General features: G+C 69.4%; 24 protein-coding genes and 1 tRNA gene. 13 read left to right on the plus strand and 12 right to left on the minus strand.

The features are described from left to right. Positions 1-119 precede the first annotated feature (119 nt). On the minus strand, positions 120-461 hold the full coding sequence (locus tag ABQJ56_RS16030; protein ID WP_367846026.1) for a hypothetical protein: 342 nt from the start codon (positions 459-461) through the stop codon (positions 120-122). A 207-nt stretch (positions 462-668) separates the two neighbouring features. Here ABQJ56_RS16030 and ABQJ56_RS16035 point away from each other — a divergent pair, with 207 nt between their 5' ends. From ABQJ56_RS16035 to ABQJ56_RS16065, 7 genes are all read left to right on the plus strand, one after another. After that, positions 669-1658 carry a biotin--[acetyl-CoA-carboxylase] ligase gene (locus ABQJ56_RS16035; RefSeq protein WP_367846027.1) on the plus strand — a complete coding sequence of 330 codons (990 nt, stop codon included), beginning with the start codon at positions 669-671 and terminating at the stop codon, positions 1656-1658. Further along, the gene (locus ABQJ56_RS16040) at positions 1655-2395 is read left to right on the plus strand and encodes a type III pantothenate kinase (protein ID WP_367846028.1); all 741 of its coding nucleotides are present in this window, start codon (positions 1655-1657) and stop codon (positions 2393-2395) included. Before ABQJ56_RS16035 ends, ABQJ56_RS16040 begins: the two co-directional genes overlap by 4 nt. Positions 2396-2449: 54 nt before the next feature. Next, the gene (locus ABQJ56_RS16045; protein ID WP_367846029.1) at positions 2450-3124 is read left to right on the plus strand and encodes an SPOR domain-containing protein; all 675 of its coding nucleotides are present in this window, start codon (positions 2450-2452) and stop codon (positions 3122-3124) included. 28 nt (positions 3125-3152) lie between these two features. After that, positions 3153-3228, plus strand: a tRNA-Thr gene (locus ABQJ56_RS16050). Between the two features lie 115 nt (positions 3229-3343). Beyond that, the gene (gene rocF / locus ABQJ56_RS16055; protein ID WP_367846030.1) at positions 3344-4258 is read left to right on the plus strand and encodes an arginase; all 915 of its coding nucleotides are present in this window, start codon (positions 3344-3346) and stop codon (positions 4256-4258) included. Between the two features lie 25 nt (positions 4259-4283). Continuing rightward, a complete protein-coding gene (locus ABQJ56_RS16060; RefSeq protein ID WP_367846031.1) occupies positions 4284-5630 on the plus strand; it encodes a tryptophan--tRNA ligase in 1347 nt (448 codons plus the stop codon). A gap of 13 nt (positions 5631-5643) precedes the next feature. Next, positions 5644-5970: a hypothetical protein gene (locus ABQJ56_RS16065; protein ID WP_367846032.1), complete on the plus strand. Its 327-nt coding sequence runs from the start codon at positions 5644-5646 to the stop codon at positions 5968-5970. 18 nt (positions 5971-5988) lie between these two features. On the opposite strand, the gene ABQJ56_RS16070 is transcribed toward ABQJ56_RS16065, so the two are convergent. The 5 genes from ABQJ56_RS16070 to hppD form a co-directional block, all read right to left on the minus strand. Beyond that, positions 5989-6372, minus strand: coding sequence for a VOC family protein (locus ABQJ56_RS16070; protein WP_367846033.1), 384 nt, complete (start codon positions 6370-6372; stop codon positions 5989-5991). Positions 6373-6447: 75 nt separating this feature from the next. Next, the gene (locus ABQJ56_RS16075; RefSeq protein WP_367846034.1) at positions 6448-7434 is read right to left on the minus strand and encodes a fumarylacetoacetate hydrolase family protein; all 987 of its coding nucleotides are present in this window, start codon (positions 7432-7434) and stop codon (positions 6448-6450) included. Between the two features lie 104 nt (positions 7435-7538). Next, the gene (gene hmgA / locus ABQJ56_RS16080) at positions 7539-8852 is read right to left on the minus strand and encodes a homogentisate 1,2-dioxygenase (protein ID WP_437343447.1); all 1314 of its coding nucleotides are present in this window, start codon (positions 8850-8852) and stop codon (positions 7539-7541) included. A 17-nt stretch (positions 8853-8869) separates the two neighbouring features. Then, positions 8870-9268 carry an endonuclease domain-containing protein gene (locus ABQJ56_RS16085; RefSeq protein ID WP_367846036.1) on the minus strand — a complete coding sequence of 133 codons (399 nt, stop codon included), beginning with the start codon at positions 9266-9268 and terminating at the stop codon, positions 8870-8872. Between the two features lie 51 nt (positions 9269-9319). Further along, on the minus strand, positions 9320-10417 hold the full coding sequence (gene hppD / locus ABQJ56_RS16090) for a 4-hydroxyphenylpyruvate dioxygenase (RefSeq protein ID WP_367846037.1): 1098 nt from the start codon (positions 10415-10417) through the stop codon (positions 9320-9322). Positions 10418-10629: 212 nt separating this feature from the next. On the opposite strand from hppD, the gene ABQJ56_RS16095 reads away from it, so the two are divergent. Continuing rightward, complete coding sequence (locus ABQJ56_RS16095) at positions 10630-11094, plus strand: MarR family winged helix-turn-helix transcriptional regulator (RefSeq protein WP_367846038.1); 465 nt, start codon at positions 10630-10632, stop codon at positions 11092-11094. A gap of 155 nt (positions 11095-11249) precedes the next feature. Here ABQJ56_RS16095 and ABQJ56_RS16100 read toward each other — a convergent pair whose 3' ends face one another. Continuing rightward, on the minus strand, positions 11250-12758 hold the full coding sequence (locus ABQJ56_RS16100) for a peptide MFS transporter (protein WP_367846039.1): 1509 nt from the start codon (positions 12756-12758) through the stop codon (positions 11250-11252). Positions 12759-12867: 109 nt separating this feature from the next. Continuing rightward, the gene (locus ABQJ56_RS16105) at positions 12868-13716 is read right to left on the minus strand and encodes a tryptophan 2,3-dioxygenase (protein ID WP_367846040.1); all 849 of its coding nucleotides are present in this window, start codon (positions 13714-13716) and stop codon (positions 12868-12870) included. A gap of 269 nt (positions 13717-13985) precedes the next feature. On the opposite strand from ABQJ56_RS16105, the gene pdhA reads away from it, so the two are divergent. The 5 genes from pdhA to ABQJ56_RS16130 all read left to right on the plus strand — a co-directional run bounded on the left by pdhA (position 13986) and on the right by ABQJ56_RS16130 (position 18977). Next, a complete protein-coding gene (gene pdhA / locus ABQJ56_RS16110) occupies positions 13986-15071 on the plus strand; it encodes a pyruvate dehydrogenase (acetyl-transferring) E1 component subunit alpha (protein WP_367846041.1) in 1086 nt (361 codons plus the stop codon). A gap of 3 nt (positions 15072-15074) precedes the next feature. Beyond that, the gene (locus ABQJ56_RS16115; RefSeq protein WP_367846042.1) at positions 15075-16055 is read left to right on the plus strand and encodes an alpha-ketoacid dehydrogenase subunit beta; all 981 of its coding nucleotides are present in this window, start codon (positions 15075-15077) and stop codon (positions 16053-16055) included. A 175-nt stretch (positions 16056-16230) separates the two neighbouring features. Further along, the gene (locus ABQJ56_RS16120) at positions 16231-17619 is read left to right on the plus strand and encodes a dihydrolipoamide acetyltransferase family protein (RefSeq protein ID WP_367846043.1); all 1389 of its coding nucleotides are present in this window, start codon (positions 16231-16233) and stop codon (positions 17617-17619) included. A gap of 199 nt (positions 17620-17818) precedes the next feature. Continuing rightward, complete coding sequence (locus ABQJ56_RS16125; protein WP_367846044.1) at positions 17819-18280, plus strand: YehS family protein; 462 nt, start codon at positions 17819-17821, stop codon at positions 18278-18280. Between the two features lie 208 nt (positions 18281-18488). After that, positions 18489-18977 (plus strand): DUF456 domain-containing protein, encoded by a 489-nt coding sequence (locus tag ABQJ56_RS16130; RefSeq protein ID WP_367846045.1) that lies wholly within the window; start codon positions 18489-18491, stop codon positions 18975-18977. A 42-nt stretch (positions 18978-19019) separates the two neighbouring features. Here ABQJ56_RS16130 and ABQJ56_RS16135 read toward each other — a convergent pair whose 3' ends face one another. The 4 genes from ABQJ56_RS16135 to ABQJ56_RS16150 all read right to left on the minus strand — a co-directional run bounded on the left by ABQJ56_RS16135 (position 19020) and on the right by ABQJ56_RS16150 (position 24060). Then, positions 19020-20657, minus strand: a complete 1638-nt coding sequence (locus ABQJ56_RS16135) for a serine hydrolase (protein WP_367846046.1) — start codon at positions 20655-20657, stop codon at positions 19020-19022. A gap of 65 nt (positions 20658-20722) precedes the next feature. Continuing rightward, on the minus strand, positions 20723-21664 hold the full coding sequence (locus ABQJ56_RS16140; protein ID WP_367846047.1) for a MurR/RpiR family transcriptional regulator: 942 nt from the start codon (positions 21662-21664) through the stop codon (positions 20723-20725). 10 nt (positions 21665-21674) lie between these two features. Continuing rightward, a complete protein-coding gene (locus ABQJ56_RS16145) occupies positions 21675-23000 on the minus strand; it encodes a peptide MFS transporter (RefSeq protein ID WP_367846048.1) in 1326 nt (441 codons plus the stop codon). A 34-nt stretch (positions 23001-23034) separates the two neighbouring features. After that, a complete protein-coding gene (locus ABQJ56_RS16150) occupies positions 23035-24060 on the minus strand; it encodes a dipeptide epimerase (RefSeq protein ID WP_367846049.1) in 1026 nt (341 codons plus the stop codon). Positions 24061-24098 lie beyond the last annotated feature (38 nt).

The following is a 24098-nucleotide window of genomic DNA, read 5'->3' on the forward strand; positions in this document are numbered from 1 at the left end:
GCAAGTGCGCCAAGGTCGCCATCACCGCCTGCATGCGCGTCCTCCTCACCCGCCTCAACGCCATGGCCCGTGACCGCACCGAATGGAGAGTGCCCAACCCGGGGTGAAGACAGTTGCTCCTACTGGATCGAGCCGGGCAACAGCGATTGCCAGCCCAGGGCGGCCGGTCGCGCACTGGTGGGAGCGGAGATGCGACCGCCGTGTTCGCTGCCGCCGGCCGTGCCACCGCCGTGGCTGTCGGAGTCGCTGGCGTCCGCATCGTTGGCGTGCCGCGACGAGGGGCAGTCGCGATTGAGCCCGAGCACGTCGCCGCCATTGCTGCTGCCGGTGTCGCGGGAGCTGCTGTCGGCCGTGTTGTGGCTGCCTGCGGTGATGTCGTGGGCATCCATGTCCGTCGCCATGGCGCTGCCCATGCCGGCGAGGCCGATCAGGCAACCGATCATCCAGTGTCTGGCACTCATGGCATGCAACCCCTTGATCCACAAGCGAGGCCTTCGATCGTCGCAGAAACGCCCGGCCGATGCCAGTGCCGCGGCCCGGGCCGTGCCCGATCCGCCGCGCCCGGCTAGAATCCGCCGGATGCCTGCGACCTCCACCCTCTCCTGCCGCCTCGCCACGGTAGCGCCTAGGCGCACCGCCGCCCCGGCAGACTCCCGGGCGGGCTGCTGATGCAGCCGGCCGAATTGCTGGCCGAGCTGGCCACGGGCAACCCGCTTTCCGGTGTCGAACTGGCCGCCCGGACCGGCGTGACCCGCGCCGCCGTATGGAAACAGATCGAGGCGCTGCGCGCGCGCGGCGTGCCGATCCAGGCCGAGGGCACGCGCGGCTACCGGCTGCCGTGGCCGCTGCAGCTGCTGGACGCCGCGCGCATCCGCGCCGCGCTGCCCGCCGCCGTCGCCAGGCGGCTGGGCGCGCTGGAGGTGCACTGGGAGCTGGACTCCACCTCCAGCGAACTGCAGCGCCGCGGCGCCACGGCACCGGATCTCGGCGTGGTGCTGGCCGAGACGCAGAGCGCCGGACGCGGCCGGCGTGGCCGCACCTGGCTGTCGCCACCCGGATTGAATCTCTACCTGTCCTGCCTGAAACGTTTCGACAGCGGCTTCGCGGCGTTGTCGGGGCTGTCGCTGGCGATCGGCGTGGTCGTGCTGCGCACGCTGGAATCACTGGACATCGCCGGCGCGGGCCTGAAATGGCCGAACGACGTGCTGGCCGCCGCGCCCGGGCAGGCGCCCGGCAAGCTGGCCGGCATCCTGGTCGAGCTCAGCGGCGAATACCAGGGCCCGTGCGCCGCGGTGATCGGCATCGGCCTCAACCTGCGGCTCACCGACGCGCTGCGCGCACAGGCCGGCCAGCCCGCCTGCGACCTCGCCACCCTGGCCGGCGGCACGCCGCCGGACCGCAATCGCGTGGCCGCCGCGCTGGTCGCCACGCTGGTCGAGGGCCTGCGCCAGTTCGAGCGCGAGGGCTTCGCCGCCTTCGCCGACGACTATGCCCGCCACGACCTGTTGCGCGGCCAGCCGCTGCGGCTCAGCGGCGCGGGCGGCGAGCGCGACGGCATCGGCGCCGGCGTGGACAGCCGTGGCGCCCTGTTGCTGCGCCTGCCCGACGGCGAACTGCAGCGCATCGACAGCGCCGACGTCACGGTGCGCCGCGCATGAACAGGCTCCTGCTGGATCTGGGCAACACGCGCCTGAAGTGGGCGCTGCACCGCGACGGCGAGGCGCTCGCCGGCGGCGCGGTGGCATGGGACGGGGACGTGGCGGAGACGCTGGCCGCGGCCTGGTCGTCGCTGCCCGCACCCGAAGCCGTGTTCGGCGCCTCGGTCGTCGACGCGACGCGCGAACAGCTCGTCGCCCGAGTCGCCGCCGCGACCTTCATGCGCGAAGTGGCCTGGTTGCGCACGCCCGCCGCGGCCTGCGGCGTGCGCAACGCCTATGCCGAACCGCAACGGCTGGGCGTGGACCGCTTCCTCGCCATGGTCGCCGCCCGCGCCGACGGCCTCGCGCCCTGCGTGCTGGCCGGCGTGGGCACCGCGCTCACGCTGGACGCGCTGGCCGCCGATGGCCGCCATCTCGGCGGCCTGATCGCGCCGGGACCGCGGCTGATGCAGCAGTCCCTGCTGGACGCCACCGCGCGCGTGCGCCCCGCGCGCGCGGGTGTGATCGTGGAGGCGGCGGACAACACCGCCGACGCGGTGGCTTCCGGCTGCTGGCTGGCGGCGGCGGCGCTGATCGAGCGCTTCGCCGCGCGCATGGCGCCCGCGCTGGGCGGCGCGCCCGTGCTGCGCCTGGGCGGCGGCGATGCGGATGCGCTGCTGCCCCTGCTCGCCGTGCCGGCGCAACTCGCGCACGACAGCGTGCTGCACGGACTGGCGGCATGGGCCGCGGCACAATAGATGCGCGCGCGGCCCGACATGCCGTCGGCCGCGGACGTGGATGACGGGGGATCGATGTTTCTGCGATTGCTGTTCGTGCTGCTGGTCATGCTCAACATCGTGGCTGCGGCCTGGCTGCTGCTGGGCCAGCCGTATGCGCATGTGCCCCCGGCCACCGACCCGGGCGTGCCGGAGCTGCACCTGCTTTCCGAGCTGCCCGCGCAGGCGGCCACCACGGCGGCCGCGGGCAGCGTCGCCGCCTCCGCCCCCGTCGCGACGAACGCGAATGCGCCCGACGAGCTTCGCTGCCTCACCCTGGGCCCGTTCGCCACGCCGCACGACCTGCAGCAGGCGCGCGGCGCGCTGGCACCACTGACCCAGCGCATGCGCTCGCGCCAGGAACAGGTCGCCCAGTCGCACAGCTGGTGGGTCTACCTGCCCGCGCCCGGCAGTCGCGCGCAGGCGCTGGCGCTGACCCGCCAGCTCGCCACACACGGCATCAAGGACTACTTCGTGGTCGGCGGCGGCGACCAGCCCAACACGATCTCGCTGGGCCTGTTCAAGGACCAGGACAACGCACGCAAGCGCCGCGCCGACGTGACCGCTGCCGGCTTCCCCGCCCGCATCACCGAACGCACCGAGAGCGTGCCGCAATACTGGCTCGACCTGGTGGCCGACCGCAGCGGCTTCGACTGGCGCAGCCGTATCCGCGCCGACGGCGTGGGCTCGCACAGCACCAGCTGCTTTTGAGGCCGCCCCTGCTAGAATCCCGCCCCACGCCGGCATAGCTCAGTTGGTAGAGCAACTGATTTGTAATCAGTAGGTCGCGGGTTCGATTCCTGCTGCCGGCACCACCCTCCTTCGCCGTACGCCGCGCACCATCCATGCGCGCGGTTCGACCGTTGCGGCCACGTTGCAGCCGACCCGTTACACTTGATGGCTGCAAGTCATCGACGTGGATACGGCAACATGAGCAAGCAGACCATCGCCCTGGTGGGCGTGCCCACCGACATCGGCGCCGGCCATCGCGGCGCCTCGATGGGGCCGGAGGCGCTGCGCGTGGCGCAGATCGCGGAGAAGCTGCGCGCGCGCGGCCTGGACGTGGTCGACCGCGGCAACCTGCACGGCCCGCACAACCCGTGGCTGCCGCCGGTGAACGGCTACCGCCACCTCGCCGAAGTGGTGGCGTGGAACCAGGTGGTGCACGCGGCGATCCACGACGAACTGGCGCATGACCGCCTGCCGGTCATGCTGGGCGGCGACCACTGCCTGGCGATCGGCTCGATCAGCGCGATCGCGCGGCACTGCCGCGAACAGGGCAGGAAGCTGCGCGTGCTGTGGCTGGATGCGCATGCCGACTTCAACACCGCCACGATCACCCCCTCGGGCAACATCCACGGCATGCCGGTGGCCTGCCTGTGCGGCAACGGCCCGGCCGAACTGGTGGGGATCGGCGGCCACGTGCCGGCGACCGCGCCCGGGGTGTTCCGCCAGATCGGCATCCGCTCGGTGGACGAGGGCGAGAAGCAACTGGTGCGCGAGGCGAAGATGGCCGTCCACGACATGCGCAGCATCGACGAAGTGGGCATGCGCCGCACGATGGAGGAAGCGCTGGCCGACATGGATGGCGACACCCATCTGCACGTGAGTTTCGACGTGGACTTCCTCGACCCCGGCATCGCCCCCGGCGTGGGCACCACGGTGCGCGGCGGCCCGAACTACCGCGAGGCGCAGCTGTGCATGGAAATGATCGCCGACTGCGGCAGGTTGCGCTCGCTCGACATCGTGGAACTCAACCCCGCGTTCGACAAGCGCAACCAGACCGCGAAACTGGCGGTGGACCTGGTCGAGTCGCTGTTCGGCAAATCCACCCTGCTGCGCTGAGCGCGGCCCCTGGCGAAATCGAGACATGCAGACCCGAGTCCTCACCGGCATCACCACCACCGGCACCCCGCACCTGGGCAACTACGCGGGCGCGATCCGCCCGGCGATCGCCGCCAGCCGGCGCGGCGACGTCGACGCGTTCTTCTTCCTCGCCGACTACCACGCGCTGATCAAGAGCGACGACGCCGCGCGCATCGAGCGCTCGCGGCTGGAGATCGCGGCGACCTGGCTGGCCGCCGGGCTGGATCCCGCGCGCGTGACCTTCTACCGGCAATCGGACATCCCCGAGATTCCCGAGCTGACCTGGTTCCTCACCTGCGTCACCGCCAAGGGCCTGCTCAACCGCGCGCACGCCTACAAGGCAGCGATGGACAAGAACGTCGAAGCGGGCGAGGACCCGGACGCCGGCGTCACCGCGGGCCTGTACATGTACCCGGTGCTGATGGCCGCCGACATCCTCGCCTTCGACGCGCACAAGGTGCCGGTGGGCCGCGACCAGATCCAGCACCTGGAGATGGCGCGCGACATCGCGCAACGCTTCAACCACCTCCACGGCCGCGACTTCTTCGTGCTGCCCGAGGTGCAGATCGAGGAAGAGGTGGCCACGCTGCCGGGCCTGGACGGCCGCAAGATGTCCAAGAGCTACGACAACACCATCCCGTTGTTCGCCGGCGGCGCGAAGGCGCTGCGCGAGGCGGTCATGCGCATCGTCACCGACTCGCGCGCGCCGGGCGAACCGAAAGACCCGGACAGCTCCGCGCTGTACACGATCTTCCGCGCCTTCGCCGACCCGGCCGAGAGCGCGGCATTCCGCCAGGCGCTGCTCGACGGCATCGGCTGGGGCGAGGCCAAGCAGCGCCTGTTCGAGCGCATCGAGACCGACGTGGCGCCGATGCGCGAGCGCTACGAGGCGCTGATCGCCAAGCCGGACGAGATCGAGGCGATCCTGCGCGATGGCGCGGCCAAGGCGCGCGCCATTGCCACGCCCAAGCTCGCCGCGATCCGCGACGCCATCGGCCTGCGCGCCATGGGCGCCGTACCTGCCGCCAAGTCGGACAGGCCCGCCGCGGCGAAGGCCGGCAAGGCGCCGCGCTTCGCCAGCTTCCGCGACGGCGCCGCCGGCTTCCGCTTCCGCCTGTTCGCCGCCGACGGCGAGGAGCTGCTGCTCTCGATGCCGTTCGCCGACCCCAAGGCGGCCGGCACGCTGCAGCAGCGCATCCGCCAGCTGGGCCATGCCGCCGTGCTGCGCGAAGACGGCGATGCGCTGGTGCTGGAACTGGACGGCGAGGCCGTCGCCCGCACCCCGCAGGCCGGCGACGAGCTGCTCGCGCGCCTGCGCGAAGCGCTGGCACAGCTGGCCGCGCAGGACTGACGAGGCGACCCCGGTGCGCTACCTCGCCCTGCTGCTGCTCGCGCCCTGGCTGCTGATCCTCGGCTGGGCCTACGCGAGCTACCCGAAGTCGCTGCCGCGCACGCCGGCACGACGGCTGTTCGACGCACTGGCGCTGCTGCTGGCGTTCACCGCCGCGGCGTACGCCGGCCTGCTCGGTTTCGACGCGGTGCAGCTGCCCGTGCCCGACGAGGCCGGACGGCGCGCCAGCGGCGCGATCTGGCAGCAGGTGCTGCCCGCGCTCTGCGGCTACGGCGCCTTTGCCGGCGTGCTGGTGCTGGCCTTGCCGCTGCGCGCACGGTTGTGGCGCCGCCGCGGCTGAATCGCCACCGGCGCGGATTCAATCCCAGCGGTTGAGATGCGGGCCGAAGGCCGTGCGCTGCTTGCGCACGATGCAGAAACGCTGCCCGCTGGGCGCCTCCATCACCCACCAGCGCTGGCGCACGAAGGCGATGCGCCGCGCGCCCAACTGTTCCAGCCGCGTCGCCTCGGCTTCGAGGTCGTCGGTCTCGATGTCCAGGTGCACGCGGCTCTCGTGCTCGACCTTCTGCAGCAGGATCAGCGGCTCGTCGTCGGCCGTGCGCAGCTCGGCATAGCGGCCGTCGCCATCCTGGTCGGGCGTGGCGACGGGCTTGCCCAGCGCCGCGCTCCAGAATCTCGCGGCATCGGCCAGGTCGTCGACCCTGCAGTCCAGGACCAGGGCGCACAGGCGACTGTGATGCATGGGGCACCTCGCGGCGGGACGGAGAGACGCCCAGTGTGCGCCGGCGCGCGGGCCGGCGCATCCGTCGTGCCGCGGTCAGCGCGCCAGCGGCGCGATGCGCTGCTCGATCGCGCCGAAGATCGAGGCGCCCGCCTGGTCGGTGATCTCGATGCGCAGCGTGTCGCCGTACTTCAGGAACGGCGTCGCGGGCTTGCCGTCGCGCAGCGTCTCCACCGTGCGCTGCTCGGCGAGGCAGGAGGCGCCCTTGGAGGTGTCCTGGTTCGCGATGGTGCCGGAGCCGACGATGGTGCCGGCGGCGAGCGGGCGCGTCTTCGCCGCGTGCGCCACCAGCTGGGCGAAGCTGAACTGCATGTCCACGCCGCATTCGGCCTCGCCGAACCACGCGCCGTTGAGCCAGGTGCGCATCGGCAGGTGCAGCTTCTCGTCCTGCCAGGCCCCGCCCAGTTCGTCGGGCGTGACCAGCACCGGCGACAGCGCCGAACGCGGCTTGCTCTGCAGGAAGCCGAAGCTCTTGGCCAGCTCGCCCGGGATCAGCCCGCGCAGCGAGACGTCGTTGACCAGGCCGACGAGCTGGATGTGTGCGGCCGCCTCGGCGGGCGTGGCCGCCATCGGCACGTCGTCGGTGACCACGACGACCTCGGCCTCCAGGTCGATGCCGTAGTCCTCGCTGGGCACGACGACCGGATCGCGCGGGCCGAGGAAGCCGGCGCTGGTGGCCTGGTACATCAGCGGGTCGGTGTAGAACGAGGCCGGCACCTCGGCGCCGCGCGCCTTGCGCACGCGCTCCACGTGCGGCAGGTAGGCGCTGCCGTCGACGAACTCGTAGGCGCGCGGCAGGGGCGAAGCCAGCGCCGTCATGTCCAGCGCGAACGCACCGGCGGCGCTGCCCGCGTTCAACTCGTCGGACAGCGCATTGAGGCGCGGCGCCAGGTTCGACCAGTCGTCCAGCGCCGCCTGCAGGGTGGCGGCGATGCCGGCGGCCTTCACCGCGATGCCGAGGTCGCGGCTGACCACGACCAGCGTGCCGTCGCGGCCGCCTTCCTTCAGGGAACCCAGTTTCATGTTTCGCTCCGCGGACCACGCGATGGCGTCGGTCCATTCGTTCTCGGTTGATGGGGTGCCCGGCGCCCAGGAGCCTGTCGGGCTTTGATGCGCCGACCGGCCAATCAAAGTCCGGCAGGCTCCTTGTTGCCGGTGAAATGCTTGCGGATGCCCTGCCAGCACTCGTGGTAGTTGCCCTGCAGGTCCTTCGACTCCAGCGCCTGCCGGGTCGGATGGAGCACGCGGCGCGCCTCGAACATGAAGGCCATGGTGCCGGTGATCACGTCGGGCCAGGACAGGTCGCGCGTCGAGGCCTTCTCGTAGGTCGCCGCGTCCGGGCCGTGGCCGCTCATGCAATTGTGCAGCGAGGCGCCGCCCGGCACGAAGCCTTCCGCCTTGGCGTCGTAGGCGCCGGTGACCAGGCCCATGAACTCGCTGGCGATGTTGCGGTGGAACCACGGCGGGCGGAAGGTGTGCTGCGCCACCAGCCAGCGCGGCGGGAAGATCACGAAATCCATGTTGCTCACGCCCGCCGTGTCGCTGGGCGAGTGCAGCACCAGGAAGATGCTCGGGTCCGGGTGGTCGTAGCTGATCGAGCCGATCGTGTTGAAGCGGCGCAGGTCGTACTTGTACGGCGCGTAGTTGCCGTGCCAGCCGACCACATCCAGCGGCGAGTGGTCGATCTTCGCGCGCCACAGGTGGCCCTGGAACTTGGCCACCAGTTCGAAGTCGCCCTCGACGTCCTCGTACGCCGCCACCGGGGTGAGGAAGTCGCGCGGGTTGGCCAGGCCGTTGCTGCCGATCGGGCCAAGGTCCGGCAGGCGCAGCAGCGCGCCGAAGTTCTCGGCGATGTAGCCGCGCGCGGCATCGTCCAGCAGCTCCACGCGGAAGCGCACGCCGCGCGGGATCACCGCGACCTCCAGCGGCTCCAGCTCGATCACGCCAAGTTCGGTGGCCAGGCGCAGGCGCCCCTGCTGCGGCACGATCAGCAGCTCGCCGTCGGCGTCGTAGAAGTAGCGCCCCTGCATCGAGCGGTTCGCCGCATACACGTGGATGCCGATGCCCGACTGCTCCGCCGCGCCGCCATTGCCGGCCATGGTGACGATGCCGTCGACGAAATCGGTGGGCGCGGCGGGCAGCGGCAGCGGATTCCAGCGCAGCTGGTTGGGGCTGGCCGGCACCTCGTTGAAACGGTTGTGGAAGCGACCGGGCGCCATCACCTCGAACGGCTGGTGCATCGCCGCCGGGCGGATGCGGTACAGCCAGCTGCGCCGGTTGCTGTGGCGCGGCGTGGTGAACGCGGTGCCCGACAGCTGCTCGGCGTACAGGCCGTGCGGCGCCTGCTGCGGCGAGTTCTGCCCTTCCGGCAGCGTGCCGGGGAGGGCCTCGGTGGCGAATTCGTTGGCGAAGCCGGATTGATAGTTGATGCCGACCGACATGAGCATGCCTTCCGCTTTCAAAGCCCCTCTCCCTCCGGGAGAGGGGTTGGGGTGAGGGTTCGGTTTTCCACGGCGCGAAGGATCGCTTCGAGCACCGCATCCATCTGTTGCAGAACTTCGTTGTCCCAGTATCGCAAGACCTTCAATCCGCGGGACTCCAGAAACTTCGTGCGTGCCTGGTCGACGACTTCATCATGTTGCGAGCCGTCCAGTTCCACGACCAGTTTCTTCGCTTCGCAATAGAAATCCACGACGTAGGGCGGAACCGGGTGCTGACGGCGGAATTTCAGGCCGTTCAAGCGGCCGGCACGCAAGTGATACCAGAGCTTATGCTCCGCATCCGTACCCGACTTGCGCAACCCACGCGACTGTTCGCGCGTTCGTGTCGGCAATGGTGGATTGATGTGTTCCGGCATTTCCGAACCTCTCCCCAGTCCCTCCCCCGCAGGGGGAGGGGCTTCAAAACGTCAAAGCACGCCGCGCTTCATCTGGTCGCGCTCGATGCTCTCGAACAGCGCCTGGAAGTTGCCCTCGCCGAAGCCCTCGTTGCCCTTGCGCTGGATGATCTCGAAGAAGATCGGGCCGATGTTGTTCTGGGTGAAGATCTGCAGCAGCAGGCGCTGCTTCGTTTCCTGGTCGGCGTCGATCAGGATCTTGTTCTTCGCCAGGCGCGGCACGTCCTCGCCGTGGTTCGGGATGCGCAGGTCGATCACGTCGAAATAGGTGGCCGGCGTGTCGAGGAATTCCACGCCCTGCGCCCGCATCGCTTCCACCGTGTCGTAGATGTTGTCGGTGAACAGCGCGATGTGCTGGATGCCTTCGCCATGGTATGCGTCGAGGTACTCGTTGATCTGCGACTTCGGATCGCTCGACTCGTTGAGCGGGATGCGCACGATGCCGTCCGGCGCGGTCATCGCCTTCGACACCAGGCCGGTCTTGGCGCCCTTGATGTCGAAGTAGCGGATCTCGCGGAAGTTGAACAGGCGCTCGTAGTAGTCCGACCACTTCTGCATGTTGCCGAAGTAGAGGTTGTGCGTGAGGTGGTCGATGAAGGTGAGGCCGAAACCCTTGGGATGCGGGTCGGCGCCCGGAATCGGCGCGTAGTCGTCGCCGTAGATGCTGCCTGCGTCGCCGTAGCGATCGACCAGGTACAGCGTGCAGTCGCCGATGCCCTTCACCGCCGGCGCGTCGACCGCCCTGGTACGCTCGGCCAGTTCGCTCACCGCCTCGCCGCCGTTGCCGAGCACGGTGGCGCGCACTTCGCCGGCGGGCTTGCGGAAGCGGATGGCGAAGCCGGCGGCGCAGGGTCCGTGCACCTTGGCGAACCCTGCGGCGTAGGAATCCGGATCCTCGTTGACCAGCAGGTTCACGTCGCCCTGGCGGTACACGGTGATCGGACGGTCCTTGTGCCTGAGCACGGCGCTGAAGCCCATGCTCTTGAACAGGGCATGCAGCTCGCCGGCACGGCCGGCCGGGGCGGCGAACTCGACGAACTCGAAGCCGTTGATCCCCATCGGGTTCTCGAAGGTGGTGACCTGCATGCCGGGATTGGGCTGGGCGTTCATGGGATATCTCCGACGGGCTACGATGTGAAAGCTTTTGTGAAAAGTGCAGCCATGGATGGCTGCCCGTGTGATCTTCGCGGTCATGGATGACCGCACGAACCACACCGCAGCCATGGATGGCTGCCCGGGTGACCTTCGCGGTCACGGACGACCGCACTGGCCAGGCACCCATCATGGTTTCATCTGTAACCATTTGCAAGGAACACCGCAGCATGCCCGCTGGACGCCATCCCGATCACGCGCCGCTGGAGCTGGAGCGCTTCGTGCCCTACCAGCTGTCGATCGTGTCGAACACGGTCAGCCAGGCGATCGCCGACGACTACCAGGCGCGCCACGACCTCGGCGTGACCGAGTGGCGGGTGATGGCGGTGCTGGCGCGCTTCGACGGCCTCTCCGCCCGCGAAGTGGCCGAGCGCACCGCGATGGACAAGGTGGCGGTGAGCCGTGCGCTGGCGCGCCTGGTCGCCGCCGGACGCGTGCGCCGCCACACCCACGCCAGCGACAAGCGCCGCTCGGTGCTGGGCCTCACCGCCGCCGGCTGGAAGATCCACGACGAGGTGGCGCCGATGGCGCGGCAGCGGGAGCGGGAGTTGCTGGCGCGGCTGGAACCCGGAGAGCAGGCTTGGCTGCGGCGGATATTGGACAAGCTGATGGGGGAGATCGAGGCGGAGCGCTGAGCCTCACCAACCCAAAGCCTTTGCCTATGTCCCGGACAGGGCTCCTGCCCTGCCGGGACTCGCCTTGATCGGGCGCAGCCCGATCAAGGCTCCGCAGGGTGGGCGCTTGCGCCCGCCCTGCGTCGGGCCATCCATGGCCCGTGGTCGGCTCCGGGTTACTTCACGCCGTGCATGAGCTTGTTCACCAGCGGCGCGATCAGCAGCAGCAGCACGCCCGCCCCCAGCAGCAGCCAGAAGCTGAAGGTGAACCCGCCCAATGCGGCAGCCGCGGTGAGCCCGTGCGCGCCGGTGATGCGGCTGGCGAACAGGCCCGAAAGGTTGCCGCCCACCGCCAGCGACAGGAACCAGCCGCCCATCGCGAAGCCCACCAGCCGCGGCGGCGCCAGCTTGGTCACCATCGACAGGCCGATCGGCGACAGGCACAGCTCGCCCAGCGTCTGCATCACGTAGCAGAGCACCAGCGGCCAGAACGGGATCAGCCCGCTGGCGCCCAGCAGCTTCGACAGCGCATACACCAGCACCAGGAAGCCCAGCGCGTTGAAGACCAGGCCGAAGCCGAACTTGCGCGGGATCGACGGCTCGCGGCGGCACCGATCCAGCCAGCCCCAGACCAGCGCCACCAGCGGCGCGAACACGATGATCGACAGCGGGCTCACCGACTGGAACCAGCCCACCGGGAAGGTCCAGCCGCCGAACATCTTGCGGTCCACCAGGTTCTCGGCAAGGAAATTGAACGTGGTGCCGAGCTGGTAATAGAACATCCAGAACAGCACGTTGAACGCGAAGATGATCAGCATCGCGATCACCCGGTGCGTCTGCACGCGACCGTGCCGCGCCGCCTCCACCAGCAGCATCGCGCCCACCACCACGAACAACAGGCCCAGCACCCACTGCAGGCCGGTGGCGCCGATGCCGGAGAGCAGCCAGTACACCACCGGCACCGCCACGATCACGCCGGCGAACACCCACAGCACGCGCAGCCGGCTTTCCGCGCCGGGCAGCGGCCGGCCCACGCCCTTCAGCTGGCGGCGGCCGAACCAGAACCACAGCAGGCTCAGCAGCATGCCCACGCCGGCGGCGATGAATACCAGCCGGTAGTTCTGCTCAAGCGGCGTGTCGGTGAACTGCGCGGCCATCCAGCCGGTGAGCAGCGGCGCCACCAGCGCGCCCGCGTTGATGCCCATGTAGAACAGGGTGAAGCCGCGGTCGCGGCGCGGATCGTCGCGGCCGTAGAGCTGGCCCACCATCGAGGAGATGTTCGGCTTGAACAGGCCGTCGCCCACGATCACCAGTGCAAGGCCCAGCAGCAGCATCAGGCGCGACGGCACCGCCAGCGCGAACAGCCCCGCCGCCATCACCGCGGCGCCCAGCAGGATGGTGCGCTGGTAGCCGATAAGCTTGTCCGCCACCCAGCCGCCGAAGATGCCGGTGCCGTAGATCAGCGCGGTGTACGAACCGAAGATCGCGCTGGCCCAGGCCTGGCCCGAGCTGTCGCCGTGGTAGAACTGCGCCACGATGTACAACGCCAGCGCCCAGCTCACGCTGTAGAACGCGAAGCGCTCCCAGAACTCGGTCATGAACAGCATCCACAGCGGGCGCGGATGGCCGAACAGCTGCGGATAATCCGGCGCGGCGTCGGTGCCGGCCTCGATGGTCTGGCTCATGAAGTTCCCCAGTAGTCGGTGGCGCGTGAGTGGATGTTATGAAAAGTGCGGCCATGAATGGCCGCCCGTTGGATCCCCGCGATCAGGGATGAGCGCAAAGACAAAATCCTCAAGTGCCCAGCACCGTGCGCACTTCCAGCAGCTCGGGGAAGAAAGTGAGGTCCAGCGCCTTCTTGAGGAAGCCCACGCCGGAGGAACCGCCGGTGCCGCGGCGATGGCCGATGATGCGCTCCACCGCCTTCATGTGGCGGAAGCGCCAGAGCTGGAAGCTCTCCTCGATGTCCACCAGCGTCTCGCACAGGTGGAACTCGGTCCAGTAGCTTTCCGGCGCCTCGTAGATGCCGCGGAACACCGGCAGCAAGCCGTCGTGGCGCTGCCACGGCTGGCTGACGTCGCGCGCCAGGATGTCCTCCGGCACCGCGTGGCCGCGCCGCGCCAGCCAGCGCAGCGCCTCGTCGTACAGGCCGGGCGCATGCAGCGTGTCGCGCAGGCCGGCCTGGACCGCCGGATCGTGCGCGAACACCGCCAGCATCTCGGCGTTCTTGTTGCCGAGCAGGAACTCCACCGTGCGGTACTGCGCCGACTGGAAGCCGGAGGACGGCCCCAGCGCGTCGCGGAAGGCGAGGTATTCGTGCGGCGTCATCGTCTCCAGCACCGCCCACTGCTCGAACAGCTGGCGCTGGATCTGCTTCACCCGCGCCAGCACCTTGAGCGCGGGACCGATGCGCTCGCCGCGCATGAATGCCATCGCCGCGCGCAGCTCGTGGACCAGCAGCTTCAGCCACAGTTCCGCCACATGGTGCTGCACGATGAACAGCATCTCGTCGTGGTACGGCGGGTCGGACACCGGCCGCTGCGCGGACAGCAGGGTGTCCAGATGCAGGTAGCCGGCGTAGGTCATGCGCCCCGAGAGGTCGCGTTCGATGCCCGCCTCGAGCTCGCGCTGGTTGTCCGTCATGATCGATCGCGGCTGCCGAAAGCAGCCATGGTAACCGCTGCGCGCGGCACACCGAAGCCACGGCCGCGGCGCCACTTTTTGCGGGCCCCGTACCCGCCCGCATGCTGCGGCGTGCCTTGCGACGCAACATGCCGGCCTGCTATCTATGTACGGCTTTTCCCGGCCGTTTTGATCGCCACGGCGGTCGTCCGGCAAGGGATCCTCGCGCGTCAGGCCCCACTGGATGGGCCGCCGCCCCCAATCCCCATCCGTCCAAACGGGAGCGAGTCGTGTCCATCGCCGCCAAGTTCGAAATCGAATACCTGCAATACCTCGATGCCGAGGGCAAGCAGGTTCGCAAGGATCTGCCCGCCTTCGCCAAGGATCTCGACCACATGGTCGAGTTGTACAAGCTGATGATGTCCACCCGTGTGTTCGACGCGAAATCGGTGGCGCTGCAGCGTACCGGCAAGCTGGGCACCTACGCCAGTTGCCTCGGCCACGAGGCCGCCCACGTCGGCATCGGCAGCGCGATGAAGCCCGAGGACGTGCTGGCGGTGAGCTACCGCGAATACGGCGCACAGCTCTACCGCGGCGTGCAGCCGCGCGAGGTGTACATGTACTGGGGCGGCGACGAGCGCGGCAACGACTACCAGAACGAACCCGCGCGCCACGACTTCGCCTGGAGCGTGCCGATCGCCACGCAGTGCCTGCACGCCGCGGGCAGCGCGCTGGCGTTCAAGATCCGCGGCGAGAAGCGCGTGGCGGTGTGCACCATCGGCGACGGCGGCTCGTCCAAGGGCGACTTCTACGGCGCCATCAACATCGCCGGCGCGCAGAACCTGCCGCTGGTGGCGGTGATCGTCAACAACCAGTGGGCGATCTCGGTGCCGCGCAAGATCCAGTCCGGCGCGCCCACCCTGGCGCAGAAGGGCATCGCCGCGGGCCTCTACTGCATCCAGGTCGACGGCAACGACATCATCGCCGTGCGCAAGGCGATGGAGGACGCGCTGGAGCGCGCCCGCAACGGCGAGGGCGGCAGCGTGATCGAAGCCGTCACCTACCGCCTCGGCGACCACACCACCGCCGACGACGCGCGCCGCTACCGCGGCGAGCAGGAAGTGAAGGACGCCTGGGCGAAGGAGCCGATGAAGCGCCTGCGCGCCTGGCTGGTGGACAAGGGCGTGTGGGACGACGCCAAGGAAGAGGCCTGGAAGGCCGAGTGCGACGAGTGGATGGACAACGAGGTGAATGCCTACCTCGAGACCAAGACGCAGCCGGTGACGGCGATGTTCGACTACACCTTCGCCGAAATCCCCGCCGATCTCGCCAAGCAGCGCGATCTCGTCCTCTCGTACGAAAACAAGGCGCACTGAGCCATGGCACAGATCACCCTCATCGAAGCCGTCACCCAGGCGCTGGCCTACGAGATGAAGCACGACGACAGCGTCGTGGTGCTGGGCGAGGACGTGGGCGTCAACGGCGGCGTGTTCCGCGCCACCCAGGGCCTGCAGGAAAAGTTCGGCGAGCTGCGCGTGCTGGACACGCCGCTGGACGAGACCACCATCGCCGGCGTCACCGTGGGCCTGGCCGTGCAGGGCATGAAGCCGGTGGCCGAGGCGCAGTTCGAAGGCTTCATCTACCCGATGATGGAGCAGATCGCCTGCCACGCCGCGCGCATGCGCAACCGCACCCGCGGCCGCCTCACCGTGCCGGCCGTGTGGCGTGCGCCGTGGGGCGGCGGCATCCGCGCGCCGGAGCACCACTCCGAGGCGAACGAGCACCTGTTCACCAACATCCCCGGCCTGCGCGTGGTGCTGCCTTCCTCGCCCGCGCGCGCCTACGGCCTGCTGCTGGCGGCGATCCGCGATCCCGATCCGGTGATCTTCCTCGAACCCAAGCGCATCTACCGCCAGTACAAGGAAGAGGTGCCCGACGACGGCGAGGCGCTGCCGCTGGACGTGTGCTTCGTGCTGCGCGACGGCACCGACGTCACCCTGGTGACCTGGGGCGCGCAGGTGAAGGAAACGCTGGAAGCCGCCGACGAACTCGCCAAGCAGGGCATCAGCGCCGAAGTCATCGACGTCGCCACGCTCACCCCGCTGGACTTCGACACCATCGCCGAATCGGTGCAGAAGACCGGCCGCTGCGTGATCGTGCACGAAGCGCCCAAGACCGCGGGCTTCGGCGCCGAGATCGCCGCGCGCGTGGCCGAGGAATGCCTGTACGACCTGCTGGCCCCGGTCGAGCGCGTCACCGGCCCCGACACGCACATCCCGCTGTTCCGCCTGGAGATGAAGTACCTGCCCAGCATGGAGCGCGTGATCGAGGCCGCGCAACGCACGCTGGCTGTGTCGTAATTCCTTCTCCTCTCCGGGGAGAAGGTGCCCCGGAGGGGCGGATGAGGGGACCAGGCCTGCGGCAAAATGCATCGAAGCGGGTTTCGATGGAGTCCAAGGCAAGCCCCGGCCCCTCACCCCAACCCTCTCCCCGCAGGGGAGAGGGAGAAAACCTCAAAACCTTGGAAGCTCACTCATGGCCGACATCAAGACATTCCACCTGCCCGACCTCGGCGAAGGCCTGCCCGACGCCACCATCGTCGAGTGGCACGTCAAGGAAGGCGACTACATCAAGCTCGACGCGCCGCTGTGCTCGATGGAAACCGCCAAGGCGGTGGTCGACGTGCCGTCGCCCTACACCGGCACGGTGAAGAAGCTGCACGGCGCCCCCGGCGACATCATCGAGACCGGCGCCGCGCTGGCCGACTTCGAGCCGGACGCGAACGCCAAGCAGCGCGCCGAGGCCGAATCCACCGGCCACCACCACGGCCCGAAGAAGGCCGAGGCGCCCGCACCTGCTCCCGCGCCGGCCAAGGCCGCCACCGCCGACCGCGAGGACGAAGGCACCGTGGTCGGCGCGATGGTCAGCGGCAACACCGTGCACGTCGAACAGGCCGCCAGCATCGGCGGCGTGAAGGCGGTGCCCGCGGTGCGCGCGCTGGCGAAGAAGCTCAAGGTCGACCTCGCCCGCGTGCGTCCCAGCGGCGCCGACGGCGTGGTCACCATGCAGGACGTGAAGGATGCCGCCGCCAACGGCAGCGCGCCCTTGCTCCCCTTCCCCCCCGGGAGAGGGGCCGGGGGTGAGGGTACGGCCGGAGCGCAGCGCTACGCTTCGCCCGGACCCTCTCCCGACGCTGCGCGCCACCCTCTCCCGGAGGGAGAGGGAAGAACCGCCGTGTCGCTGGCCGGCAAGGCCGTGCGCACCGCGCCGCCGTCGGTGCAGGCCAGCGGCCAGCCCGAGCAGCTCAAGGGCGTGCGCCGCAACATGGCGCGGGTGATGGCCGAAGCCCATGCCAACGTGGTCCCCACCACCCTGGTCGACGATGCCGACCTGCATGCCTGGATCGGCAAGCAGGACATCACCGCGCGCCTGATCCGCTCCATCGTCGCCGCCTGCAAGGCCGTGCCGGCGCTGAATGCCTGGTTCGACGGCAAGAACCTCACCCGCACCCTGCACCCGCACGTGGACATCGGCATCGCCGTGGACACCGAGGATGGCCTGTTCGTGCCGGCGCTGCGCAACGCCGACGTGCTGGACGGCGCCGGCATCCGCGCCGCGATCAAGCGCCTGCGCTCGCAGGTGGAGGACCGCTCGATCCCCGCGTCGGAGCTGAGCGGCTACACCATCAGCCTGTCCAATTTCGGCATGTTCGCCGGCCGCTACGCCACCCCGGTGGTGGTGCCGCCGACCGTCGCCATCGTCGGCGCCGGCAAGCTGTGCCACGACGTGGTGGCGGTGATGGGCGGCATCGAGGTGCATCGCCGCATGCCGATCAGCCTCACCTTCGACCACCGCGCCGCCACCGGCGGCGAGGCCGCGCGCTTCCTCAAGGCGTTGCTGGACGACCTGGCCCTGCCGAACTGAGGCATGTGCCGGATCGCAAACACGGGGCGCCACATGGCGCCCCGTTCGTTTCTGCCGCCCCATCATCCCCGTTCATCCTGCGCGCAGCTGCGAAGCGGCGAAGTCGAAGGACGTCCGCCGGCGGCGCTTCGACTGCGCTTGCCGATGCAAGCTGCGCTCGGTGCGAACGGAGTCCGGAGGCACCCGATAGAATGCCCGCATGATCAACAACGACGTACTGCGCAGCGTGCGCTACATGCTGGACCTGCCCGACGGCAAGCTCGCGTCCATCGCCGCGCTGGCCGGGCTGGAAGTGCCGCAGGCGGACTTCGACGCCTTCCTGCGGAAGGACGACGAGCCCGGCTACCGCGACTGCCCCGACAAGGTGATGGCGCATTTCCTCGACGGCCTGGTGGTGCACCTGCGCGGCCGCGACGAGAGCCGCGCTCCGCTGCCGGTGGCCAAGCGCGTCACCAACAACCTCGTGCTGAAGAAGCTGCGCGTGGCCTTCGAGCTGCGCGACGACGACCTGCACGCCATCCTTGCCGCCGCGGGCTTCCCATTGTCGAAGTCCGAGCTCAGCGCGCTGTTCCGCAAGCCCGAGCACGCCAACTACCGTCCCTGCGGCGACCAGCTGCTGCGCCACTTCCTGCGCGGCCTCACCCAGCGCCTGCGCCATTGAAGGTTGAGGAGTGCGGCCATGGATGGCCGCCCGTTTGATTCTCGCGATCAAGGACGATCGCAAAGACCATGAGGAGTGCGCCCACGGATGGCCGCCCGTTTGACTCTCGCGATCAAGGACGATCGCAAAGACCATGAGGAGTGCGCCCATGGATGGCCGCCCGTTTGATTCTGCAATCACGGACGATTGCAAAAACCGGGACCCAGGCATGCTGTTCGACATCGTGTTCTGCACACTCGGCGCCGCGCTGATCATCGGCGGCCTGGCCGGTGCGATCCTGCCCAGCCTGCCCGGCGTGCCGATGATCTTCGGCGGCATCTGGCTCATCGCCGCGGTGGACGGCTACCGCCACCTGGGTCCGTGGTGGCTGCTGCTGATCGGCGCGCTGGGCGCCGTGGCGGTGATCGTGGACTTCATCGCCGGCACGCTGGGCGCCAGGCGCGTCGGCGCCAGCAGGCGCGCGCTCTGGGGCGCCTCGCTGGGCACCTTCGCCGGCATGTTCTTCGGCATCCCCGGCATCCTGCTCGGCCCGTTCATCGGCGCGCTGCTCGGCGAACTCTCCTCCGGCACCAGCGTGCTGCGCTCCACCCACGTCGGCATCGGCACCTGGATCGGCCTGCTGTGCGGCACCCTGGTGAAGCTGGTGGTCTCGCTGGTGATGGTGGGGCTGTTCGGGGTGGCGATGCTGGTTGGCTAGGGATGTTCTGACCAAATCTACGTAGATTTGATCAGAGCATGCCTAGTGCCCGGTCACCGGGACGAAGCGCAGGTCCTGGTAGTCCCAGCTGAAATCGGCCACCGGCGAGACGGCCTGCATCGTCATCCGCTCGATGCCGCCGTCCGGCTTGAGCGCGAAGGTGACATAGGCATCCTCGACGTCGGGCATCGCCCAGTGCGTGCGGAAGGTGTCGTACTGCACGTGCTCCAGCGTGCCGTGCATGCCGGGCGAGCGGTCGAAGCTGATCTCCAGCGTGCCGCCGCGGCGCTTGTCCTGGCTGATCGTGGCGGTGCCGTACCAGGGATCGCGGTAGACGCCGACGTAGCCGGACAAGGGCAGCGAGGGGCCGCGTTCCGGATGCGTGGCCGCGCCATGCGCGCGTAGCGCGGCGATGGCGCTGGCGTGGATGCCGTCGAACATCTGCTGGTAGCCGGCGATCCAGTCCGGCGAAGGCAGGCCCAGCAGGGTGTCGAGGAGATGTTCGCGCATCGCGAACAGGGCGCCGACGTCCTCGGAGTTGAGCATGATGGCGAAGGCGGCATGCTTTTCCGGAATGATCACCACCGCCGACACGCCGCCCAGCACGCCACCGAGATGGGTGATGATCCTGTGGCCACGGTAGTCCTGCACTTCCAGGCCCAGCGCATAGGCATCGAACTGCGGCTGCGCCAGCGCGACCTCGGGCGGCAGCGGCGTGATCGGGATCAGCGTCTGTGGCGTCCACAGCATCTGCGCCGCCGCGGCGCTGAACAGCCGCTTGCCGTCGTCCAGCCGTCCGCGGTCCAGTTGCAGCCGCAGCCAGCGCCCCATGTCCGCCGCGCTGACCTGCAGCGCGCCGGCCGGCGCGAACACGTCGCCGGTCATCACCGTGGAGAGCACCGCCTGCCTGCCGACGCCGCGCACCGGCGTGGTGTTCCTGGCATGCAGCGCCACCCGGTCGGCGGGATGCGCGTCGATGCTGGTCCGCGTGTCGTGCATCCGCAGCGGGTCGAGGATGTGCTGCTGCACGAAATCCTCCCAGCGCTGGCCGGAGACGGCCTCGACCAGCTGGCCGGCCACGATGTACAGCACGTTGTCGTAGTCGTAGCCGCTGCGGAACGAATGCGCGGGTTTCAGGTAGCGGATGTCGTGCACCAGTTCCGCACGGCTGCGGTCGGTGGTCGGGAACATCATCAGGTCGCCCTCGCCCAGGCCCAGCCCGCTGCGATGCACGAGCAGGTCGGTGACGGTCATCTCGCTCGACGCGTAGGCGTCGTACATGCGGAATCCCGGCAGCCTGTCGACCACGCGGTCGTCCCAGTGCAGCTTGCCCTCGTCGACCAGGATCGCCAGTGCGGCGGCCGTGAAGGCCTTGGTGTTGGAGCCGATCGGGAAGATCGTATGCTCGTCCACCCTGGCGCCGGCACCCAGCTTGCGCACGCCCCAGGCATGCGTGGTGGTCTTGTCGCCATCGACGATCACCACCGCCATGCCCGGGGTATCGAAGGTCCGCATGGCCCGGGCGGCATAGGCATCGAGCGCCTGCGGCGCCGCGGCGAGGACCGGTGTCGCCTGGCACAGGCCCCAGCACGACAGCACGGCCAGCGCGAACAGGACCGCGACCCGCCGGCGGACCGCGGCTACGCGCGCCAGCGCATTCCCGTGGGATCGATCTATCATCAGCACTCCCCTTTTCGATGGGATGGCCCGTTGCCGGCGGGCGCACCGTCGGCATGCGGATGCCGTCAGCCTGCCGGTTTGCCTTTGCGCTCGCGCGGCGTGCCGCCGGCTTTCGTGGCGGTTGCACGCCGACCTTTCGCGGGCACACCCGACGCCCGCTTCTCGACGACCGGCGCCTCGACGTAACCCACCAGTTTCTGCCGCAGCTGGGTGATGTCGCCGATGCGGTCGAACATGTCGCCCTGCTCGCGGGCGACCGCACCGATCAGCAGGCTCAGCAGGCTGGTGGTCGCGGTGAAGTTGTGCCACGGCCGCTCCATCTCGGCCGGCAGCATCAGCACGTGTTCGGTGAGCTGGCGGGCCCAGTAGCACTGGCTGTCGGTGATGATGGCCAGCGGGATGCCGCGTGCCGCGCACTCCTCGGCGAGGATGCGGAAATGCCGCGAGTAGCGCCGGAAGTCGATCAGCAGCACGCAGCTTTTCCCGGTGGAGTCCAGCAACAGGTCGGTATAGGCGCCATCCAGGCCCTCGTCGAACCGCGTGCGCGGCTTGATGCTCTGCATCAGGGTGGCGAAGCCCAGCCCGAGAAAGCGGCCTTGATGGAAACTGGCGACCGAGACGCGGTCGGCGTCCACCAGCAACCTGACCACGGCCTTCCACTCCGCCGTGCTGGCCAGTGCATGCACGGTCGTGATGCCGCGGATCTCCGCCTTCAGGCTTTCCGACATCGTCGCGGGATCGCCCGCCAGGTCGGGGTTCCGGTACAGCTGCAGCCACGGCGCGTCGCCGCGCAGCTCCTCTTTCAATTCATTGAGGCCGGCGTAGCCGAGATTGCGCAGGAACCGCCCCACCGTCATCGCGCTGACGCCCACGCGCTGGCCGAGCGAGGCGGCGGTCTCGAACGGAATGCCGCCGGGGTTCTGCAACAGGTGGGTGGCGATCTTCTGCTCGGACGGGGTGAACGTGTCCCAGCGGCTCTTCAGCTTTTTCTGCAGGTCTTTGATCATCGGCGCACGCTCATCGGGCCGGCACCGCGGTGCCGCCGACTTCTCCCTGTTGTCCCACGCCGCGATGGCGCCGGCCGAGCATATACAAAAGCACGGCGGACACGCCCGAAACCGCGCCGATCAGCACGAAGAACAGGCCGTGCTCCATCCGGCTCCACAGCGTGCCCAGCGCGCCTGCCAGCAGGTTGCCGAAGAAGCCGGCGAAAAACCAGGTGGCGATGCTGGTGGCGCGGAACCCTTCCGGCGCCATGCGTCCGAACAGGGCCAGGCCGACCGGCAGGATGTACAGCTCGCCGATGGTGAACACCACGAACCAGACGAACAGCCACACCCAGCTGGCGCGCGTGCCGTGCGCCTCGCTCCAGGCGGCGACCAGGCCGAGGGCCACGTACGAGGCGCCGACGATCGTCGCGCCGAACGCCATGCGCGCCAGCAGCGGCGTGTCGACGCCACGCCGGGCCAGCCGCGCCCAGCGCGCCACCAGGAACGGCGTGAAGACGAACACCGCCAGCGAGTTGATCGACTGGAACCAGGTCATCGGTATCACCCAACCCGACGCCAGCTGCCGGTCGATGCCGGTATCGGCCCACAGCGCGATGGTGTTGCCGTTCTGCTCGTAGGCACCGCGGAAGATCACCACGATGGCGGCGATGCCGATCAGCAGCGCGAAGCGGTCGCGCGCGGCCCGGTCCAGCGGCGGCCGCGCCGCGCGCGCCGCGGCGCCGCGCGCCGGCTCCGGCGGCAGGTAGCGGCGCCCGGCCAGGTAGATCACCAGCGACAGCAGCATGCCGATGCCGGCCGCGGCAAAGCCCCAGTGCCAGCCGTAGGCCTCGCCCAGCGTGCCGCACACCAGCGGCGACAGGAAACCGCCGAGGTTGATGCCCACGTAGTAGATGTTGTACGCGCTCTTGCTGCGTGCGTCGCCGTCGCGGTACAGCCCTTCGACCTGGCTGGCCAGGCTGGGCAGGAACAGGCCGTTGCCCAGCGCGATCATGCACAGCGCCGGATAGAACAGCGCATCGAACGACATCATGAAGTGGCCGAGCGCCATCGCCGCGCCGCCGATCACCACCGCGCGGTCCTTGCCCAGCCAGCGGTCGGCGAGCATGCCGCCGAACACCGGCGTGAAGTAGACGAAGGCCGCGTACGTGCCGTACACCAGCGACGCGTACTCCTGGCCCATGTCCAGGTGCATGGTCATGTAATAGACCAGGATCGCGCGCATGCCGAAGAAGGAGAACATCTCCCACATTTCGGTCAGGAACAGGATGGTCAGGCCGCGTGGATGGCCGAACCAGCTTTTCCCGATGGACGGGCCTGCCGCGAAGGACGTCACGCGAACGGTACTCCCCGCTGATCGCACACGCGCATCATGCCGAAACCGGCAACGGACTGCCCCAGAGGGCCTCGGGGCACCAGATGGCGCCGTGCTCGTACACCACCGACGGCGAGTAGTCGGCGACCAGGCTGAGCGGGCCGTCGAGGTCCACCACGTCGCACGACTGGCCCACCACGAACGACGGCGCCATCGCCAGCGACGAACCGCCCATGTTGCCGACCATCAGCTCGAAACCCAGCCTGCGCGCCTCGTCGGCAAGGGCCAGCGCCTCGGTGAGTCCGCCGCACTTGTCCAGCTTGATGTTGACGACGTCGACGCGGCCGATCATTTTCGCGAGGTCGCCGCGATCCTGCACGCTCTCGTCCGCGGCGATGCGGATCGGTCGCTCCAGGCCGTCCAGCCACGCCTCGTTGCCCACCGGGAACGGCTGCTCCACCACGTCCACGCGGGCTTGCACCAGCGTGGGCAGCAGCCGCGCGAACGACTCGCGCGTGAAGCCCTGGTTGGCGTCCACCATCAGCCACACGTCGGGACGCGCCTTGCGCACGGCAAGCACGCGCTCGGCGTTGCGCTCATCGTCCGTGAGCTTGAGCTTGATCGCCCTTGCCTGCGTGTAGGCGAGCGCGCCTCTGGCCATCGCGTCCGGCGCACCCGCGCCCAGCGTGTAGGTGGTGAGCAGCGGTTTCGGCGCGGCCTGCCCGGCCAGCTGCCAGACGGGCTTGCCGGCGCGCCTGGCTTCGAGGTCCCACAGCGCGCAGTCCAGCACGTTGCGCGCGCCGCCGGCCGGCAGCAAGTGTTGCAGCGCTTCGCGCGTGATGCCCGCCTCGACCTGGGCGCGCAGCGCTTCCACCTGGGCCAGCATCGCGGACGGCGTGTCCTGGCGGTAATAGACACCCTGGGCCTCGCCGCGGCCGACGTGGCCCTGCGCGTCGGTCAGTTCGACGATCAGCGCGTCGAACGCGGTGAAGGTATAGCCGGTGATGTGGAACGGGGCGTTGATCGCCCAGCTCTTGAGCGTCGCCTGCAGGCGCAGCCGCCCGCCATCATGGGTGTTCATGCTTGCTTCCCTGGATGGAGCGCGCGGCGGCGGTGCGC

It is taken from the genome of Rhodanobacter geophilus (assembly GCF_040812275.1).
GTDB lineage: Bacteria > Pseudomonadota > Gammaproteobacteria > Xanthomonadales > Rhodanobacteraceae > Rhodanobacter_A > Rhodanobacter_A geophilus.

What these genes read in the sequence shown, in the direction of transcription:
- ABQJ56_RS16060 (WP_367846031.1), top strand. Translation starts at nt 4,284, where the DNA reads ATGCAGACCCGAGTCCTCACCGGCATCACCACCACCGGCACCCCGCAC.
- ABQJ56_RS16030 (WP_367846026.1), bottom strand. Translation starts at nt 461, where the DNA reads ATGAGTGCCAGACACTGGATGATCGGTTGCCTGATCGGCCTCGCCGGC.
- ABQJ56_RS16075 (WP_367846034.1), bottom strand. Translation starts at nt 7,434, where the DNA reads ATGAAACTGGGTTCCCTGAAGGAAGGCGGCCGCGACGGCACGCTGGTC.
- ABQJ56_RS16135 (WP_367846046.1), bottom strand. Translation starts at nt 20,657, where the DNA reads ATGATAGATCGATCCCACGGGAATGCGCTGGCGCGCGTAGCCGCGGTC.
- hmgA (WP_437343447.1), bottom strand. Translation starts at nt 8,852, where the DNA reads ATGTCGGTCGGCATCAACTATCAATCCGGCTTCGCCAACGAATTCGCC.
- ABQJ56_RS16045 (WP_367846029.1), top strand. Translation starts at nt 2,450, where the DNA reads ATGTTTCTGCGATTGCTGTTCGTGCTGCTGGTCATGCTCAACATCGTG.
- ABQJ56_RS16100 (WP_367846039.1), bottom strand. Translation starts at nt 12,758, where the DNA reads ATGAGCCAGACCATCGAGGCCGGCACCGACGCCGCGCCGGATTATCCG.
- ABQJ56_RS16115 (WP_367846042.1), top strand. Translation starts at nt 15,075, where the DNA reads ATGGCACAGATCACCCTCATCGAAGCCGTCACCCAGGCGCTGGCCTAC.
- rocF (WP_367846030.1), top strand. Translation starts at nt 3,344, where the DNA reads ATGAGCAAGCAGACCATCGCCCTGGTGGGCGTGCCCACCGACATCGGC.
- ABQJ56_RS16140 (WP_367846047.1), bottom strand. Translation starts at nt 21,664, where the DNA reads ATGATCAAAGACCTGCAGAAAAAGCTGAAGAGCCGCTGGGACACGTTC.
- ABQJ56_RS16095 (WP_367846038.1), top strand. Translation starts at nt 10,630, where the DNA reads ATGCCCGCTGGACGCCATCCCGATCACGCGCCGCTGGAGCTGGAGCGC.
- ABQJ56_RS16150 (WP_367846049.1), bottom strand. Translation starts at nt 24,060, where the DNA reads ATGAACACCCATGATGGCGGGCGGCTGCGCCTGCAGGCGACGCTCAAG.
- ABQJ56_RS16070 (WP_367846033.1), bottom strand. Translation starts at nt 6,372, where the DNA reads ATGCATCACAGTCGCCTGTGCGCCCTGGTCCTGGACTGCAGGGTCGAC.
- ABQJ56_RS16040 (WP_367846028.1), top strand. Translation starts at nt 1,655, where the DNA reads ATGAACAGGCTCCTGCTGGATCTGGGCAACACGCGCCTGAAGTGGGCG.
- ABQJ56_RS16125 (WP_367846044.1), top strand. Translation starts at nt 17,819, where the DNA reads ATGATCAACAACGACGTACTGCGCAGCGTGCGCTACATGCTGGACCTG.
- ABQJ56_RS16130 (WP_367846045.1), top strand. Translation starts at nt 18,489, where the DNA reads ATGCTGTTCGACATCGTGTTCTGCACACTCGGCGCCGCGCTGATCATC.
- ABQJ56_RS16120 (WP_367846043.1), top strand. Translation starts at nt 16,231, where the DNA reads ATGGCCGACATCAAGACATTCCACCTGCCCGACCTCGGCGAAGGCCTG.
- hppD (WP_367846037.1), bottom strand. Translation starts at nt 10,417, where the DNA reads ATGAACGCCCAGCCCAATCCCGGCATGCAGGTCACCACCTTCGAGAAC.
- ABQJ56_RS16085 (WP_367846036.1), bottom strand. Translation starts at nt 9,268, where the DNA reads ATGCCGGAACACATCAATCCACCATTGCCGACACGAACGCGCGAACAG.
- ABQJ56_RS16105 (WP_367846040.1), bottom strand. Translation starts at nt 13,716, where the DNA reads ATGACGGACAACCAGCGCGAGCTCGAGGCGGGCATCGAACGCGACCTC.
- ABQJ56_RS16035 (WP_367846027.1), top strand. Translation starts at nt 669, where the DNA reads ATGCAGCCGGCCGAATTGCTGGCCGAGCTGGCCACGGGCAACCCGCTT.